Genomic DNA, 15,200 nt, shown 5'->3' on the forward strand with positions numbered 1-15,200 from the left:
AGTTGACGTAGATTAAACGAGATTAATTGTAAAATTATGCAAAAAACGGTATTGATTACAGGAAGTTCTAGTGGAATAGGACTCTGCGCGGCAAAAGCACTAAAGAAAAGAGGCTATCGAGTTCTTGCTGCTTGCCGTAAAGGTGAAGACCTTGAACGCATGGAAACACTGGGATTAGAACCTATTCATCTTGATCTAGATGATCCAAAAAGTGTTGAAAATGCGGCACTAGAAGTTATTCGCCTGACAAACGGTCGTTTATATGGATTATTTAATAATGGTGGATTTGGCGTTTATGGCCCATTAGATGCCATTACTCGCCAACAAATGGAAAAACAGTTTTCTACTAACTTTTTTGGTTTGCATCAGCTAACTACATTACTTCTACCAGCCATGTTACCCCATGGTGAAGGACGCATTATTCAAACGAGTTCTGTAATGGGGATCATCTCAACTCCCGGTCGAGGTGCTTACGCTGCCAGTAAATATGCGGTAGAAGCGTGGTCTGATGCGCTAAGAATGGAGATAGCGCACACTGGAGTTAAAGTGAGTTTAATAGAGCCGGGTCCAATACGAACTTGTTTCACTGAGAATGTCGCTCAAGCCGAAAAAGATAAACCTGTAAAAAATCCGGGGATTGCGAGTCGTTTCACATTAACGCCTGAAGATGTGGTGAAAAAGCTTATTCATGCTTTAGAAAGCCCAAAACCTAAGATACGTTATCCCGTAACCTTATTAACTCACGCTGTCAGAATACTAAAGCGTTTTCTACCTGATATTTTAATGGATGCAATTCTCAGTCGCCAGAGTGGCAAGGCTTGATTTTTCAGTATCCACCCTTACTTATTAATAAAATAGCTTTATAAATCGCATCTATATTTAAAACTCTCAAAAAGGGGCAAGTTAATGTTAGCAACTGCACATATTGTTGATGTAAATGAATCAAATATTCAACAAGTTATAGAACAATCCATGACGAAACCAGTCATGATGTATTTCTATTCAGAACGTAGCCCTCATTGTGCAGAGCTTGGCGCAACATTAGATAAACTAGCAGCCGAATTTGCTGATCAGTTTATTTTGGCAAAATTAGATTGTGATGTTGAACAAATGATTGCCTCACAATTTGGTCTACGCGCTATTCCAACTGTTTATATTTTGCAAGAAGGTCGCCCAGTTGATGGCTTCCAAGGTCCTCAACCTGAAGAAGCAATTCGTCAAATTTTAGCCAATGTATTACCTAAACCAGAAGAGTTGAAAGCAGCACAAGCCGCACAATTACTTTCTGAAGGAAAAGCTGAGGAAGCATTACCGCTACTAAAAGAAGCTCACCAGCTCGCACCTAAAAATAGTGAAATTACACTTGCACTAGCAGGTGCTTTAATTTCTTTAAATAAAAGTGAAGAAGCACAAACTCTGTTAATCACCATCCCATTACAAGATCAAGACAGCTACTACCATAGTTTGTTAGCGCAAATTGAATTACAAAAACAGGCGGCTGATACGCCTGAAATTCAACAATTACAGAACGATTTTAATCAACAGCCTGAAAATACCGATCTTGCTATTCAACTTGCACTAAAATTACATGAAGTTGCCCGTAATGAAGAGGCATTAGAGTTGCTATTTAGCTTTATCAAAAAAGATCTAAATGCAGGTGATGGGCAAGTTAAGAAAACCCTGATGGATATTCTGTCAGCCTTAGGCACTAATGATAATTTAGCGTCTAAATATCGTCGTATGGTGTATTCTTTACTTTATTAATTTTACTTTCTTATTAAAGCAGACTTAGGACAGGTATATGGAAATAGTCATTGGTATTATCATCTTATTCGCTATTATTTTAGTTTTATGCGGTGTTAAAACCGTTCCACAAGGTTACCAGTGGACTGTCGAACGTTTTGGTCGTTACACTCGTACTCTGACTCCAGGACTTCAAATTCTCGTGCCATTTGTCGATCGTATCGGTCGCCGTATCAACATGATGGAACAAGTACTTGATATTCCTTCTCAGGAAGTTATTTCTCGTGATAACGCCAACGTCAGCATTGATGCAGTCTGCTTTATTCAAGTGATCGATCCTGTAAAAGCCGCTTATGAAGTCAATAATCTTGAGCTTGCCATTATTAACTTAACACTCACTAATATTCGTACAGTGTTAGGTTCAATGGAACTTGATGAAATTCTTTCTCAGCGTGATCAAATCAACAGTCGCCTTTTACTGATTGTTGATGATGCAACAAACCCTTGGGGTATCAAAATTACTCGTATCGAAATTCGTGATGTCCGCCCACCAAAAGAATTGATTTCTGCAATGAATGCGCAGATGAAAGCTGAGCGAACTAAACGTGCTGACATTCTTGAAGCTGAAGGTATTCGTCAAGCCGCTATCTTAAAAGCTGAAGGTGAGAAACAAGGACAAATTCTAAAAGCTGAAGGTGAGCGTCAATCTGCATTCTTACAAGCAGAAGCCCGTGAACGTGCAGCAGAAGCTGAAGCCAAGGCAACACAAATGGTATCTGAGGCCATCGCAAAAGGTGATATGCAAGCAATTAACTACTTTGTTGCTCAAAAATATACTGATGCGCTGTCTCAAATTGGTTCAGCTAATAACAGTAAAGTTATTATGATGCCACTAGAAGCAAGTAATCTCATGGGTGCAATTGGCGGTATTTCTGAATTACTCAATACCAAAAAAAGTGACTCTGGCAACAAGAGCAATTAATTATGATTGAATGGATTAGTGCTCAACCTGCACTTTTCTGGCTTTGTCTTGGTGGCTTGCTGTTAATTACAGAAATGTTAGGAACAGCAGGATACCTTTTATGGTCAGGAATGGCGGCTCTGTGTGTATCGTTGATTGCATGGATACTGCCTATTAGCTGGCCTATTCAAGGTGTTTTATTTGCGATATTAACGGTTATTAGTGCTGTTCTTTGGCACCTTTGGCTTAAACGCAGAAAACAATCAAAAGAAGCTGAGAACTTAAATCAGAAAAGTCACCAACTCATTGGTGTTCATGCTGTTTTATTATCAGATACGGAAAACGGTTTTAGTCGCGTTAAATTAGCTGATGGTAGTTGGCGTGTTTATTCAGACACGCCATTACTTGCAGGTGATAAGGTAGTTGTAACCGAAATTGATGGTATTACCTTACAAGTGATTGCACTTAAACCGGCTGTTTCTGGTGATGACAACACCCTGACAAATGATTGATGATTGGGCACTCTGCTCCGTCATCACCCGGGCATTCGCTAGCTAACAAAAGTAATCGCTGGCGAATGGCATTAAGCTCATTAATTGTTTTCTCAATTTCAGCCACTTTTTTTAAGGTGGCTTCTTTCACGTCTGAACTATGACGAGAAGGATTTCTTAGCAACATTAATAAAGCTCGGCACTCTTCTAAACTAAAGCCAACTTCTCTTGCTTGGCGCAATAATGTTAACTCTTCAATATGTTGAGCCTGATAATAACGATAGCCATTTTCACCTCTTCCCGGTGGTGTTATCAAGTCTTTCTCTTCATAAAACCGAATAGCTTTAGCTGTTAATCCTGTTTTACTTGCGATTTCACTAATATTCAAAATTCCCCCTTGACCTTCCCCTTGCGGAAAGGTTTAGCCTTTATCTCTGATAAGAAAAAACCTTTAAAGAAAGCAAGTTACCGAATATTGCGCAATAATAGAGGTAACGCTTTTATGACGGAGATAATTAACATGGCAAAAACTATAATACTCGCATTGAAAGGACTTTCATGCTCTCACTGTGTTAACAGTGTAAAAAAAGCTCTTGATTCTCGCAATGACATAGAGCAGGCAATTGTGACTATTCAATACGCTAAAATTGACAGTGATGCAACTGCTGAAAGCTTAATCAAAACAATTGAAGATGCAGGCTATGAAGCAAGTGTTGCAACACAACCTGATGTAAAATTAAGCCTAAGCGGACTTAACTGCATGAAGTGTGTTGGTAAAACTGAAAAAGCATTATTGGCTGTTGAAGGTGTTGCAGCCGTTAATGTAACAAAAGAGTCAGCTGAAATTTTTGGTGACGCAGATGCGGATACTTTAATTGCAGCCATTACGGCTGAAGGTTTTCAAGCAAGCTTAGCGCCTGCTGACAACGCAATTCATTTAACTCTATCAGGCTTAAATTGTGGTCACTGTGTCGGTTCAGTTAAAACAGCGCTAGAAAATACCGCAGGTGTTGAAACAGCTGAAGTTGAATTGACACATGCAAAAGTGACGGGTTCTGCAACCGCTGAAACGTTAATCAACGCCATTACAGAAGCGGGTTTTGAAGCTCAACTAGCAGGTACTGATTTCCCAAAAACTGAGCCGCTGACGCAAACGCATGCACAACTGGAAGCATCGTCAGCGGCTGTTTGTGATATTCCAGTTGAGAATGCTGATATTGATAATAGCGCTGAAATCGACACTGACGATGACGACAGTGTTCAGCTTTTAATCGATGGTATGACTTGTGCGAGTTGCGTAAACAAGGTTCACAAAGCATTACAATCCGTTGATGGTGTTGAAAATGTGCGTGTAAATCTTGCTGAGCGTAGTGCATTAGTAACGGGTGAAATCGATCATGATGCACTCGTTACTGCCATTGAAAAAGCAGGTTATGGCGCTGAAATTATTCAAGACGATGTAAAACGCAGAGAACGTCAGCAAGAAGTTGCTGTTGCCAATATGAAACGTTTTCGCTGGCAAGCTGCGTTGGCATTAGTCGTTGGTATTCCTGTAATGATTTGGGGAATGATCGGCGACAATATGATGCTGACCGAAGCTAATCACAGCATCTGGTTAGGTATTGGTATTGCAACGCTGTTTGTTATGGTTGTTGCTGGTGGTCATTTTTATCGTAGTGCATGGCAGAGTTTAAAAAACCGCAGTGCAACAATGGATACCCTCGTTGCGTTAGGAACAGGAACAGCTTGGCTCTATTCCATTACTGTAAACTTATGGCCAGAAGTGTTCCCAGCTCAAGCTCGGCATCTCTATTATGAAGCCAGTGCGATGATTATCGGTTTAATCAATCTGGGACATATGCTTGAGCAAAGAGCGCGCCAGCGTTCATCTAAAGCGCTAGAAAGACTATTAGATTTAACTCCACCAACAGCAAGAGTGATAACTGAAAACGGTGAAGTTGAAATGCCATTGGCTGATGTTAAACAAGGAATGACTTTACGTTTAGCAACAGGTGATAAAGTGCCAGTTGATGGTGAAATTATCCAAGGTGAAGTGTGGATGGATGAGGCAATGCTGACAGGCGAGCCAATTCCACAGCAAAAAACAGTGGGTGATACTATTCATGCTGGAACAACAGTTCAAGATGGTTCTGTTCTATTTAAAGCAGCGGCAGTGGGAAGTAAAACAACACTGGCTCGTATTATTAAATTAGTTCGCCAAGCGCAAAGTAGTAAACCTGAAATAGGTCAGTTAGCGGATAAAATCTCGGGTGTATTTGTGCCTGTTGTTGTCGCTATTGCTCTTGTTGCAGGAGCTATTTGGTATTTCTTTGGCCCATCTCCACAAATTACCTATGCACTGGTGATTATCACAACCGTTCTTATCATCGCTTGCCCTTGTGCTTTAGGTTTGGCAACACCTATGTCGATCATTTCAGGTGTTGGTCGTGCGGCTGAATATGGTGTGTTAGTCCGTGATGCAGATGCTCTACAACAAGCCAGTAAGCTAGATACTTTAGTCTTTGATAAAACAGGAACACTGACAGAAGGTATGCCTCAGGTCACTGAAATTCATACTTTCAATCAAGTAGATGACACTCAAGCGCTTGCATTGGCAGCATCACTAGAAAATGGTTCTAATCACCCATTAGCGAAAGCTATTTTAGCGCGTGCTGAAGGTATTGATTTACCAGAAGTAAACAATTTCCGTACATTAGCCGGTATGGGATTAAGTGGCGAAATTAATGGTAAAACAGTACTTTTAGGTAACCCTAAATTAATGCTTGGATCTGGTATTGATATTAACGAAGTTAATTCACTGATTGATTCTCAAGCCGCCAAAGGTGTTACTCCTGTTTTATTAGCGCAAGACGGAAAAATTGCGGCTTTACTTTCTATTCGTGATCCACTTAGAGAAGATACCGTAAGTGCATTACAACGTTTACATCATCAAGGTTATCGCTTAGTGATGTTAACGGGAGATAACCCAATTACTGCCAATGCAATTGCAAAAGAAGCAGGTATTGATCAGGTTATTGCTGGTGTTATGCCAGAAGGTAAAGCACAAGCCATTACAGAGCTTCAAGCTGAAGGTCGTCGTGTTGCAATGATTGGGGATGGTATTAACGATGCCCCTGCATTAGCCAAAGCTGATGTTGGTATTGCAATGGGTGGCGGTAGTGATATCGCCATTGAAACAGCAGCAATCACATTAATGCGCCATAGCTTACATGGTGTTGCCGATGCTGTTGAAATTTCAAAAGGTACGCTGCGTAATATGAAGCAAAACCTTTTTGGTGCCTTTGTCTATAACAGCTTAGGTATTCCGATTGCGGCAGGTATTCTCTATCCCTTCACTGGCACACTGTTAAATCCTGTTGTTGCAGGTGCAGCAATGGCGCTATCTTCAATCACAGTTGTAAGTAATGCAAACCGTTTATTGCGTTTCAAACCTAAGCAATAACACCTAAAGATTTATTAAGACATATTATATTAAAACCTCTTTTACTGATCGGTAAAAGGGGTTTTTTATTATCTTATTTTTAAATTTTCTCTAATGATTATTAATATTATCAAAAGGTTAAAAAAAAAGCCGACATTTCTATCGGCCAGTCAAAGAGGAATTTCTCATTATACAAGAGAGTCATCACTCCGCCCTCTTATTGCTAGAATAGCAATATCTTATAAAGATTTCATTAGTTTTTATTATTCATAATAATAAATATAAAATTAATATAAAAAAACTTAATAAGGTTATTTATTTATAGTGAAATAGATATAAAAATTTAAAATACTTGAAAAATAAATACCAAGAATATATTTCAATATCAAAAGGATTTGCAGATGAAATACAACAAATTTTTTCTTATTAGTTTATCTTTAGTTTATTCATCAAATGTTTTTTCAGATACCAATAAATTAAGTGATAAATCAAATTCAGTAATCACGCCTGAATATGATACTCTTGCAAAAAATCATCAATTTATAAATAATCCTTTATTTGACAAAGTTATTAGTGATTCTTACGTCCAAATAAGCAGATATAATCCAAATACATTTCAAATTAAGTTAGACAAAAGAATAGCAAAAGATCTTGCAAATCATTTTGAAGAAAAGAAGATCAAAGATGCACCAGAATATATTGTTAATAATATAGTTAATAACGATAGGCATATTGAAATAGAAGCTGACAATACAATTTTCAAGAATGAAGCAATTAATTATTTCACTTCATTATTCATAAAAAAAGGCGATAAAACCCTCTCGTTAAATCGTGACAAACTAATTGATATCATGAGTAAAAATGAAAAAATAATTATTACCACAACAGAAAAACCAGGAATAGATTTAGCAAAAATAAATAATCAACAAGATCTTTATGAATATATTGATAATATTGAAACTAAAAACTCATCACTTTTCATATTAGATGAAAACACAGATGAGAAAATAAGTCGAGTTGTAAAGAGCTTAGAACAAGAAGACCATCTAATTAAAAACTCCATTCAAGATCATAAACAAAGAACAAGAGATGATATTGAGTTTCAACAAAAAAAAATCACAGATAACGCTAACGAAATAAAACAACATGAAGTCGATATTTTGGCGGGAATAAAAAACTCAAAAACAAATAAAAATAATATTACAGATAATAGTAATGAGATTGAAAAAAACAGAGAAAAAATCACAGATAACATTAATTATATAGAAAAGAATAAAAATAAAATTGATAAAAACACCGTCAATATTAATGAAAACAAAATTACAGTTAATGAAAATAAAAACAATATTGAGCTAAATAAAAATAGCATTATCAATAACACATCAGAAATCAATGAAATAAAAGAAAATACGATTAATAATGTTAATATTAATGGTATTCGACTACCTCTAAAAAACCACCTTTCTCATTTATATAATGAGCAATCGACAGATAGAAGCCAATTTAATGCACTTAAAGAGAATTTTGAGCACTTTAAATCTGATACTCAAAATCGCTTTTATAAAGTAGAGAAACGTGCCAATCAAGGCATTGCTTCTGTAGCTGCAATGAGTAATTTACCTTTTACTGATAATGCTACATTTAGTACGGCTATTGGTATTGGTAATTATCGTAATGCCACAGCACTTGCTTGGGGTATGCAATATCGTATTAATGAAAATATTAAAATAAGAGCTTCTACAGCATGGAATGAAAGCAATAGTTGGGTATCTGCTGGTGGTGTCGGCGTGAGTTGGTAAATAACGTAAATACTGCGAAAGCTAAGTAAAGCTTAGTTTTCGCTGTTTCATTCCATTTCAAATCCGTTATGCTGAAACTTTGTAATTCTATACTCAAAGGAGCATATCAATGACGGGTATTTTTCAGAAAATCAAACAGTGGGTAGGAATAAAAAACACTACTCACTACCCTTATCCTGCTGTTGATATTACGCTACCGAATAATATCTCTTTACACCTTGTGGGTAGTATCCATATGGGTGTTCCCACAATGTCACCACTTTCCAACGTGCTTATCAACGAAATAAAAAATGCAGATGCTATTATTGTTGAAGCCGATATTTCAACTGACGTTCAACCTTTTGATCAATCATCTCTTTTTAGAGAGTCTCTAGAAACGCGCTTAAATACTCCTCTTTTCTCTCAAGTTACACGCTATTGCGAAGATCTCGCCCTCTCACTTTCTCAACTTGAGAATAAGCCTCTTTGGCAAATTGCTTTGATTTTACAATCTACCCAAGCAATGCAACTTGGATTACAACCGCAATATGGCGTTGATTATCAAGTTATCCAACAGGCTAATGGACACAAAAAAAGGATTATTGAACTCGAAGGCATTGAGAGTCAGGTCGCATTATTATTAAATTTCCCTGATGATGGTCAGCAATTACTCGAAGACACATTAAAAAATTGGCACGAGAACGCACGTACATTGCAAATCATGATCAATTGGTGGTTAAATTATAATAGTAGAGAAAAACAACCGCCTTTACCGAATACCTTTAGTAAAGCTGTATTTGATATTTTAATGGAAAGCCGTAACCAAAAATGGGTAAGCATATTATCAAAATTACCAGCTGGTCGTTATGTAGTGACAGTAGGTGCCCTTCATTTATTTGGTGAAGAGAATTTGATCGATTTATTAACGCACCAAGCATAAAAATATTGTTCTAACCTTATAAGTAGGAATAGCTATGACTCCCGCTGTAAATTTACTGGAAAAACAAAAAATCAAATTTACTCTTCATCCTTATGAGCATGATGCTAATGTCCATAATTTTGGTGATGAAGCCGTTGAAAAATTAGGTTTAGATAATCGCCAAGTATTCAAAACACTGTTAGTTTCTTTAAATGGTGATGCTAAAAATCTTGCTGTTGCAGTAACACCGGTTTCTGGTCAGTTAGATTTAAAACTTGTTGCTAAGTGCTTTAAGGCAAAAAAAGCAGATATGGCAGATCCACAGATTGCACAGAAGGTCACGGGTTATTTAGTGGGTGGAATAAGCCCATTAGGTCAGAAAAAACGCCTACCGACAGTAATTGATGAACAAGCTCTTGAATTTGACACTATCTTTGTTTCTGGTGGCAAACGTGGTTTAGATATTGAATTATCAGCAAAAGATTTAGGTACTGTATTAGGCGCTCAATTCGCACTTATTCGCAAAGAGTCATAATCATTAATGATTTTTTATTTTAAGGTTCATCCTCAAAATAAGAAATTGACGTGATTTAGACCCAAAATAAAAGGCGACATTAATGTCGCCTTTTGTCTATATAAGCGTTACTTACTGAGCTTATTTCTTGTAAACAATTTCGCCTTTAGGTTCGAAATCATCAGCTTTCAATGGAGAATGTGCTTCGATATAACCTTTTAGCACTTCAGCATCAACAAAACCGGTATTTACATACGCAGGATGAACATCAATCTTAGGATAACCATCACCACCAATACCGTTGAAGTTTAATGTCGCCATGCGGTAAGACTTCGTTTTATCTAATGGTTTACCCGCAATTTTAACATCGCTAACTTTACAGTCTGCATCTACAGTTAAGCTAACATTGTAGAATTGTGCGTAAGCACCAGAGTCTACTTTCATACATGCAACAGCTGACAGATAAGGCTCGACTTCTTCACCTTTAAAATCAACATAAACCAGCTCGTTCGCAAATGGTTGTACTTTCAGTACATCTTTGTAAGTGATATCACCAGATTCAATAGAATCACGCACACCACCACCACTCATAATTGCAAAGTCTGCATTCGCACGTTCAGCTTGAGCTGATAATAATAGACGTGCCATGTTGGTTTGAACAAAGCGAACTTTACTACGATCACCCTCTAATTTACCAACAACCTCACCCACTTTAACATTCAATTGCTCGCCACCTTTTTCTTGGTAAGGTGTCAGCAGTTTCATCATTTCAGGGTTATGAGCAATTTCTTTCGTGTAGTAGACAAGTTCAGTTGTACCGTCGTCTTTCTTCACTTTTTGATTTAAGTTGATTGGGATTAATTGGTAATGTTTTAACGTAAATTCACCATTACGGAATTCAAAGTCTGCACGACCAACATATTTACCCCATTCATGAGCCTGAACAATCCATGTACCATTTTGGTTATCTGGTGCACAAGGTGTTCCTGGTACATAATCAGCTTGTTTGTAGTTTTTGTTCTCTTGAGACATACAAACAGGATCTTGTGAGTGACCACCCACAATCATATCAAGGTAACCTTTTGGTAATGCACGAGCCATTTCCACATCACCCGGTGCGTTAGAGCCGTGATTACCATCATCGTAGTGACCCATATGAGTTGCTGCGATAATAATGTCTGGTTTTTCCGTTGTACGCAGCTCTTCTACCACTTTTTTAGCTTCATCAGAAGGTTTGCGGAATTCGGTATCAGGGAAGTTCGCAGGGTTACCAATACGCACGGTATCATCCGTCGTTAAACCTAATACTGCAATTTTGACACCTTGCTTATCAAAAATGGTGTAAGGCTTGAATAAACGCTCACCCGTGCTTTTTTGATAAATATTTGCAGATAAGAATGGGAATGTTGCCCATTTCTCTTGTTGACGTAAAACATCTAATGGATTGTCGAATTCATGGTTACCAAGTGCCATTGCATCATAACCCACAAGATTCATACCTTTAAAATCAGGCTCTGCATCTTGTAAATCAGATTCTGGAACACCGGTATTGATATCACCACCAGATAACAGCAGTACGCTACCGCCTTTTTTAGCCACTTCATTACGAATGTCATCAACAACCGTTTTTTGTGCCGCTAAACCATATTCGCCACGATCGTTATGCCAGAAATGGCCATGGTGATCATTGGTATGCAAAATGGTAATTTCGTAGGTTTTATCCTTTTCCCATGCCTGAGACATCGCAGGCGCCATCGCTAAAGAAACCGTTAATGCGCATGCTGATAATTTAAAAGATAAGCTCATGGTATATCCCCATGTATATTATTTATTAAGAAGGTTCTGCCATGGTTCTACTGTAGAAAAAGAAGACAGAAGTTAAATACTTTTGCTGTATTTTATGACGTAGGTTATATAATTTTTTTATTATTTCATTGATCCAATAGTTTTTTTGAGACATGAATCAAACTCTATTTCTCACAAAAGCACTCAACTCCAAATAGATGTAAACTAGACTAATAAAAACAGAAACAATTTATTAACAAAATAATGTGACAGGGAACTAAAATGAGCAATGCCGATCCAACGCTTCCCATAGAAGAAACCGATGTTTTACAACGAAAAGCCAATAAGCGTAATACCGTTTTTAGTATTTTAACTGCTATCAGTTTTTCACATCTTCTCAATGATATGATCCAATCATTGATATTAGCTATTTACCCTATGTTGCAATCCGAATTTTCACTCAGTTTTGTGCAAATAGGGATGATAACGTTGACCTATCAAATTACAGCATCTTTATTACAGCCTTTTATTGGCCTCTATACTGATAAATATCCTAAGCCTTACTCATTACCTATTGGTATGGGTTTTACGCTAACGGGGCTTATTCTCCTCGCCTTTGCTGATACATTCCCAATGTTATTACTTGCTGCGGGATTAGTCGGCACAGGCTCATCCGTTTTTCACCCTGAATCATCTCGCGTTGCTAGAATGGCATCAGGCGGAAGACACGGACTTGCACAATCACTATTTCAAGTAGGCGGAAATTTAGGCAGTTCTTTAGGCCCTCTTTTAGCCGCTTTACTAATTGCACCTTATGGCAAAGGAAATGTGGGTTGGTTCTCTCTTGCTGCGTTATTGGCTATTGTGGTGCTATTACAAGTTAGCCGTTGGTATAAAATTCAACAAGAAGCTCAGAAAAAACAACCTAAAGCACTAAACAATAAAGCAATATTGCCACGTAAAGCCCTTTTTGGCTCTTTAGCCATTTTACTTATTCTGATTTTTTCTAAGTATTTTTATCTTGCAAGCATCAGTAGCTACTATACTTTCTATTTAATACATAAATTTGGCGTTTCTGTACAAAATGCACAAATTCACCTATTTGTTTTCCTCTTTGCTGTTGCTGCTGGCACCATGATTGGTGGCCCCGTAGGCGACAAAATTGGCAGAAAATACGTTATTTGGGGATCTATTCTAGGTGTTGCGCCTTTTACACTGATACTCCCTTATGCCAGCCTTTATTGGACTGGCGTACTGACTGTATTTATTGGTGTGATTTTGGCTTCAGCATTTTCTGCTATCTTAGTTTATGCTCAAGAATTAATTCCGGGTAAAACAGGCATGGTTTCAGGGCTTTTCTTCGGGCTTGCTTTTGGGATGGGTGGTATTGGTGCAGCAGTCTTAGGGTATATTGCTGATCAGAAGAGTATTGAATATGTCTATCATATTTGCGCTTATCTCCCACTGTTAGGTATTTTCACCATTTTTCTCCCTAACATTGGGGTAGATAAAACCGAATAACTTGTAATTTCCCCTGTTATCTAAATGAACGGGTAACAGGGTATTTCTTACTTTAAAAGGTAAGACTGATTAAAATAACATAAAAAAGTGCATTTGCATCAAAAAACTCAGTCAACTTGCTATTTTTATAAATAATCGATAATTTTTAGCGAATTTATTGCATGAATACGTTAAACTATCAGCCTGCTATATTACTCGCCCCCCGATACATGTAGTTTTATAAAAAGAAGGAGAATTGATGCCGCATTCAACACCCCTCATTACCACCATTGTTGGTGGGTTAGCACTTGCTTACATTTTAGGCATGATCGCTCAACGGCTAAAAATCTCACCTTTAGTAGGATATCTTGCTGCGGGTGTACTCGCTGGTCCATTTACTCCCGGCTTTGTTGCTGATACCTCTCTCGCCCCTGAACTCGCTGAAATTGGCGTTATTCTGCTAATGTTTGGCGTGGGTTTACACTTTTCGTTAAAAGATCTGATGGCAGTAAAAGCCATCGCTATTCCGGGTGCTATTGCTCAAATTGCAGTCGCAACACTATTAGGACTGGGATTATCGGCATTTTTTGGCTGGGGTTTATTTAGTGGCATTGTATTCGGCTTGTGTCTATCAACAGCAAGTACTGTTGTTCTTTTACGAGCACTTGAAGAAAGAGGCTTGATTGATAGCCAACGAGGTCAAATTGCGATTGGCTGGTTAATTGTTGAAGACTTAGCCATGGTGTTAGCCCTTGTTCTACTCCCTGCTATCGCTAATATGCTGGAAAGTAGCGATCAAACCAATGTTTCTCAACTTATGATTAATTTAGGTATCACAATCGGTAAAGTGGTCGCCTTTATCTTAATCATGATGATTGTTGGTCGTAAGCTTATTCCTTGGATGTTAGCTAAAACAGCAGCAACCGGCTCTCGTGAGCTATTTACACTATGTGTACTCGCTCTTGCTTTAGGTATTGCTTATGCCGCTGTGACCTTATTTGATGCATCCTTCGCATTAGGGGCATTCTTTGCGGGTATGGTGCTTAATGAGTCTGATTTAAGCCATAGAGCGGCTCAGGATACTTTACCTTTACGTGATGCCTTTGCTGTTCTGTTCTTTGTGTCTGTCGGTATGCTATTTGATCCAATGGTATTAATTGAACATCCATTGGGTATCTTAGCAACACTGGCTATCATTATTATTGGTAAATCCGCAGCTGCACTGGTGCTTGTTCGAATGTTTGGGCATTCCAGACGAACCGCTTTAACCATTGCAGCCAGCCTTGCTCAAATTGGTGAGTTCGCCTTTATTCTTGCAGGTCTTGGCGTTGCACTGAACGTTTTAGAGCCAGATGCGCGTAACCTTGTTTTAGCCGGTGCTTTAGTCTCTATTATGCTAAACCCAGTTCTGTTCTCTTTATTAGACCGTTATCTGGCAAAAACAGAAACCAAAGAAGAAGTGGAACAGCTACAACAAGAAGAGCTAGAAGAAGAAATGCCTGTCCCTGTTGATATTTGTGGTCACGCTATTATCGTCGGTTATGGACGAGCAGGAAGTATGCTTTCGGAGAAATTATTAGCTCAATCTATCCCATTGGTTATTATCGAAAATAGCCGTAATAAATTCGCTGAATTAAAAGAGAAAAGCTTAAACACAGTACTGGGTAATGCATCAACTAAAGAGTCACTTGCTTTAGCTCGTATTGATTGTGCTAAATCTTTATTACTGACGATACCTAATGGTTATGAAGCAGCCGATATCGCGGAAACAGCAAGAAGTATGAACCCTGATTTAAACATCATTGTTCGTGCTCATTTTGACGATATTATCGTGCGTGCTAACTATGATGAAGAAGCTTCTTTTATCCTTGAAAAAGGAGCAAATCACGTCATTATCGATGAAGATCAAACAGCATCCGCAATGGCAGATATGCTAATTAAAGAAGTTGAGTTTGGTTGTGCTATTGATGATACACCTGAAAATGGTCAACAAATCATTGCACCTAGTGCAGCGCAATAATCAAATACTAATAACCACTTAAGCCCTTAAAATTTAAGTCAATAAAA

Annotated in this window: 12 protein-coding genes; 10 read left to right on the forward strand and 2 right to left on the reverse strand. The window is 38.0% G+C overall.

Annotated features, from left to right (window positions below; genetic code table 11):
- The first annotated feature begins 36 nt into the window (after nt 1-36).
- From AB4J89_RS11925 to AB4J89_RS11940, 4 genes are all read left to right on the forward strand, one after another.
- Nucleotides 37-822 carry an SDR family oxidoreductase gene (locus tag AB4J89_RS11925; RefSeq protein WP_088494789.1) on the forward strand — a complete coding sequence of 262 codons (786 nt, stop codon included), beginning with the start codon at nt 37-39 and terminating at the stop codon, nt 820-822.
- A gap of 84 nt (nt 823-906) precedes the next feature.
- Nucleotides 907-1,764 carry a co-chaperone YbbN gene (locus AB4J89_RS11930; RefSeq protein WP_088494788.1) on the forward strand — a complete coding sequence of 286 codons (858 nt, stop codon included), beginning with the start codon at nt 907-909 and terminating at the stop codon, nt 1,762-1,764.
- A 37-nt stretch (nt 1,765-1,801) separates the two neighbouring features.
- The gene (locus tag AB4J89_RS11935; protein ID WP_088494787.1) at nt 1,802-2,725 is read left to right on the forward strand and encodes an SPFH domain-containing protein; all 924 of its coding nucleotides are present in this window, start codon (nt 1,802-1,804) and stop codon (nt 2,723-2,725) included.
- 2 nt (nt 2,726-2,727) lie between these two features.
- Nucleotides 2,728-3,216 carry an NfeD family protein gene (locus AB4J89_RS11940; RefSeq protein WP_088494786.1) on the forward strand — a complete coding sequence of 163 codons (489 nt, stop codon included), beginning with the start codon at nt 2,728-2,730 and terminating at the stop codon, nt 3,214-3,216.
- Here AB4J89_RS11940 and cueR read toward each other — a convergent pair.
- On the reverse strand, nt 3,170-3,583 hold the full coding sequence (cueR, locus tag AB4J89_RS11945; RefSeq protein ID WP_088494785.1) for a Cu(I)-responsive transcriptional regulator: 414 nt from the start codon (nt 3,581-3,583) through the stop codon (nt 3,170-3,172). The genes AB4J89_RS11940 and cueR overlap by 47 nt on opposite strands.
- Nucleotides 3,584-3,715: 132 nt before the next feature.
- Between cueR and copA the strand changes: the two genes are divergently transcribed.
- From copA to ybaK, 4 genes are all read left to right on the forward strand, one after another.
- Complete coding sequence (copA, locus tag AB4J89_RS11950) at nt 3,716-6,658, forward strand: copper-exporting P-type ATPase CopA (RefSeq protein ID WP_368469370.1); 2,943 nt, start codon at nt 3,716-3,718, stop codon at nt 6,656-6,658.
- Between the two features lie 380 nt (nt 6,659-7,038).
- Nucleotides 7,039-8,436 carry a YadA-like family protein gene (locus AB4J89_RS11955; protein ID WP_368469372.1) on the forward strand — a complete coding sequence of 466 codons (1,398 nt, stop codon included), beginning with the start codon at nt 7,039-7,041 and terminating at the stop codon, nt 8,434-8,436.
- A gap of 109 nt (nt 8,437-8,545) precedes the next feature.
- Nucleotides 8,546-9,355, forward strand: coding sequence for a TraB/GumN family protein (locus AB4J89_RS11960; protein WP_368469374.1), 810 nt, complete (start codon nt 8,546-8,548; stop codon nt 9,353-9,355).
- 34 nt (nt 9,356-9,389) lie between these two features.
- The gene (gene ybaK / locus AB4J89_RS11965) at nt 9,390-9,869 is read left to right on the forward strand and encodes a Cys-tRNA(Pro)/Cys-tRNA(Cys) deacylase YbaK (RefSeq protein ID WP_088494780.1); all 480 of its coding nucleotides are present in this window, start codon (nt 9,390-9,392) and stop codon (nt 9,867-9,869) included.
- Between the two features lie 120 nt (nt 9,870-9,989).
- Here ybaK and ushA read toward each other — a convergent pair whose 3' ends face one another.
- On the reverse strand, nt 9,990-11,654 hold the full coding sequence (gene ushA, locus AB4J89_RS11970; RefSeq protein WP_088494779.1) for a bifunctional UDP-sugar hydrolase/5'-nucleotidase UshA: 1,665 nt from the start codon (nt 11,652-11,654) through the stop codon (nt 9,990-9,992).
- Between the two features lie 261 nt (nt 11,655-11,915).
- Here ushA and AB4J89_RS11975 point away from each other — a divergent pair, with 261 nt between their 5' ends.
- Both AB4J89_RS11975 and ybaL read left to right on the forward strand, forming a co-directional pair.
- Nucleotides 11,916-13,154 (forward strand): MFS transporter, encoded by a 1,239-nt coding sequence (locus tag AB4J89_RS11975; protein WP_311755803.1) that lies wholly within the window; start codon nt 11,916-11,918, stop codon nt 13,152-13,154.
- A 238-nt stretch (nt 13,155-13,392) separates the two neighbouring features.
- Nucleotides 13,393-15,153, forward strand: coding sequence for a YbaL family putative K(+) efflux transporter (gene ybaL / locus AB4J89_RS11980; RefSeq protein WP_088494777.1), 1,761 nt, complete (start codon nt 13,393-13,395; stop codon nt 15,151-15,153).
- The last annotated feature ends 47 nt before the right edge of the window (nt 15,154-15,200 follow it).

The organism is Proteus sp. STS61-E (genome assembly GCF_040932335.1).
Classification (GTDB): Bacteria; Pseudomonadota; Gammaproteobacteria; order Enterobacterales; family Enterobacteriaceae; genus Proteus; species Proteus mirabilis_B.

Excerpts from the sequence above, each read along its gene's own strand:
- AB4J89_RS11925 (WP_088494789.1), top strand. The coding sequence starts at position 37 with ATGCAAAAAACGGTATTGATTACAGGAAGTTCTAGTGGAATAGGACTC.
- AB4J89_RS11930 (WP_088494788.1), top strand. The coding sequence starts at position 907 with ATGTTAGCAACTGCACATATTGTTGATGTAAATGAATCAAATATTCAA.
- AB4J89_RS11935 (WP_088494787.1), top strand. The coding sequence starts at position 1,802 with ATGGAAATAGTCATTGGTATTATCATCTTATTCGCTATTATTTTAGTT.
- AB4J89_RS11940 (WP_088494786.1), top strand. The coding sequence starts at position 2,728 with ATGATTGAATGGATTAGTGCTCAACCTGCACTTTTCTGGCTTTGTCTT.
- copA (WP_368469370.1), top strand. The coding sequence starts at position 3,716 with ATGGCAAAAACTATAATACTCGCATTGAAAGGACTTTCATGCTCTCAC.
- AB4J89_RS11955 (WP_368469372.1), top strand. The coding sequence starts at position 7,039 with ATGAAATACAACAAATTTTTTCTTATTAGTTTATCTTTAGTTTATTCA.
- AB4J89_RS11960 (WP_368469374.1), top strand. The coding sequence starts at position 8,546 with ATGACGGGTATTTTTCAGAAAATCAAACAGTGGGTAGGAATAAAAAAC.
- ybaK (WP_088494780.1), top strand. The coding sequence starts at position 9,390 with ATGACTCCCGCTGTAAATTTACTGGAAAAACAAAAAATCAAATTTACT.
- ushA (WP_088494779.1), bottom strand. The coding sequence starts at position 11,654 with ATGAGCTTATCTTTTAAATTATCAGCATGCGCATTAACGGTTTCTTTA.
- AB4J89_RS11975 (WP_311755803.1), top strand. The coding sequence starts at position 11,916 with ATGAGCAATGCCGATCCAACGCTTCCCATAGAAGAAACCGATGTTTTA.
- ybaL (WP_088494777.1), top strand. The coding sequence starts at position 13,393 with ATGCCGCATTCAACACCCCTCATTACCACCATTGTTGGTGGGTTAGCA.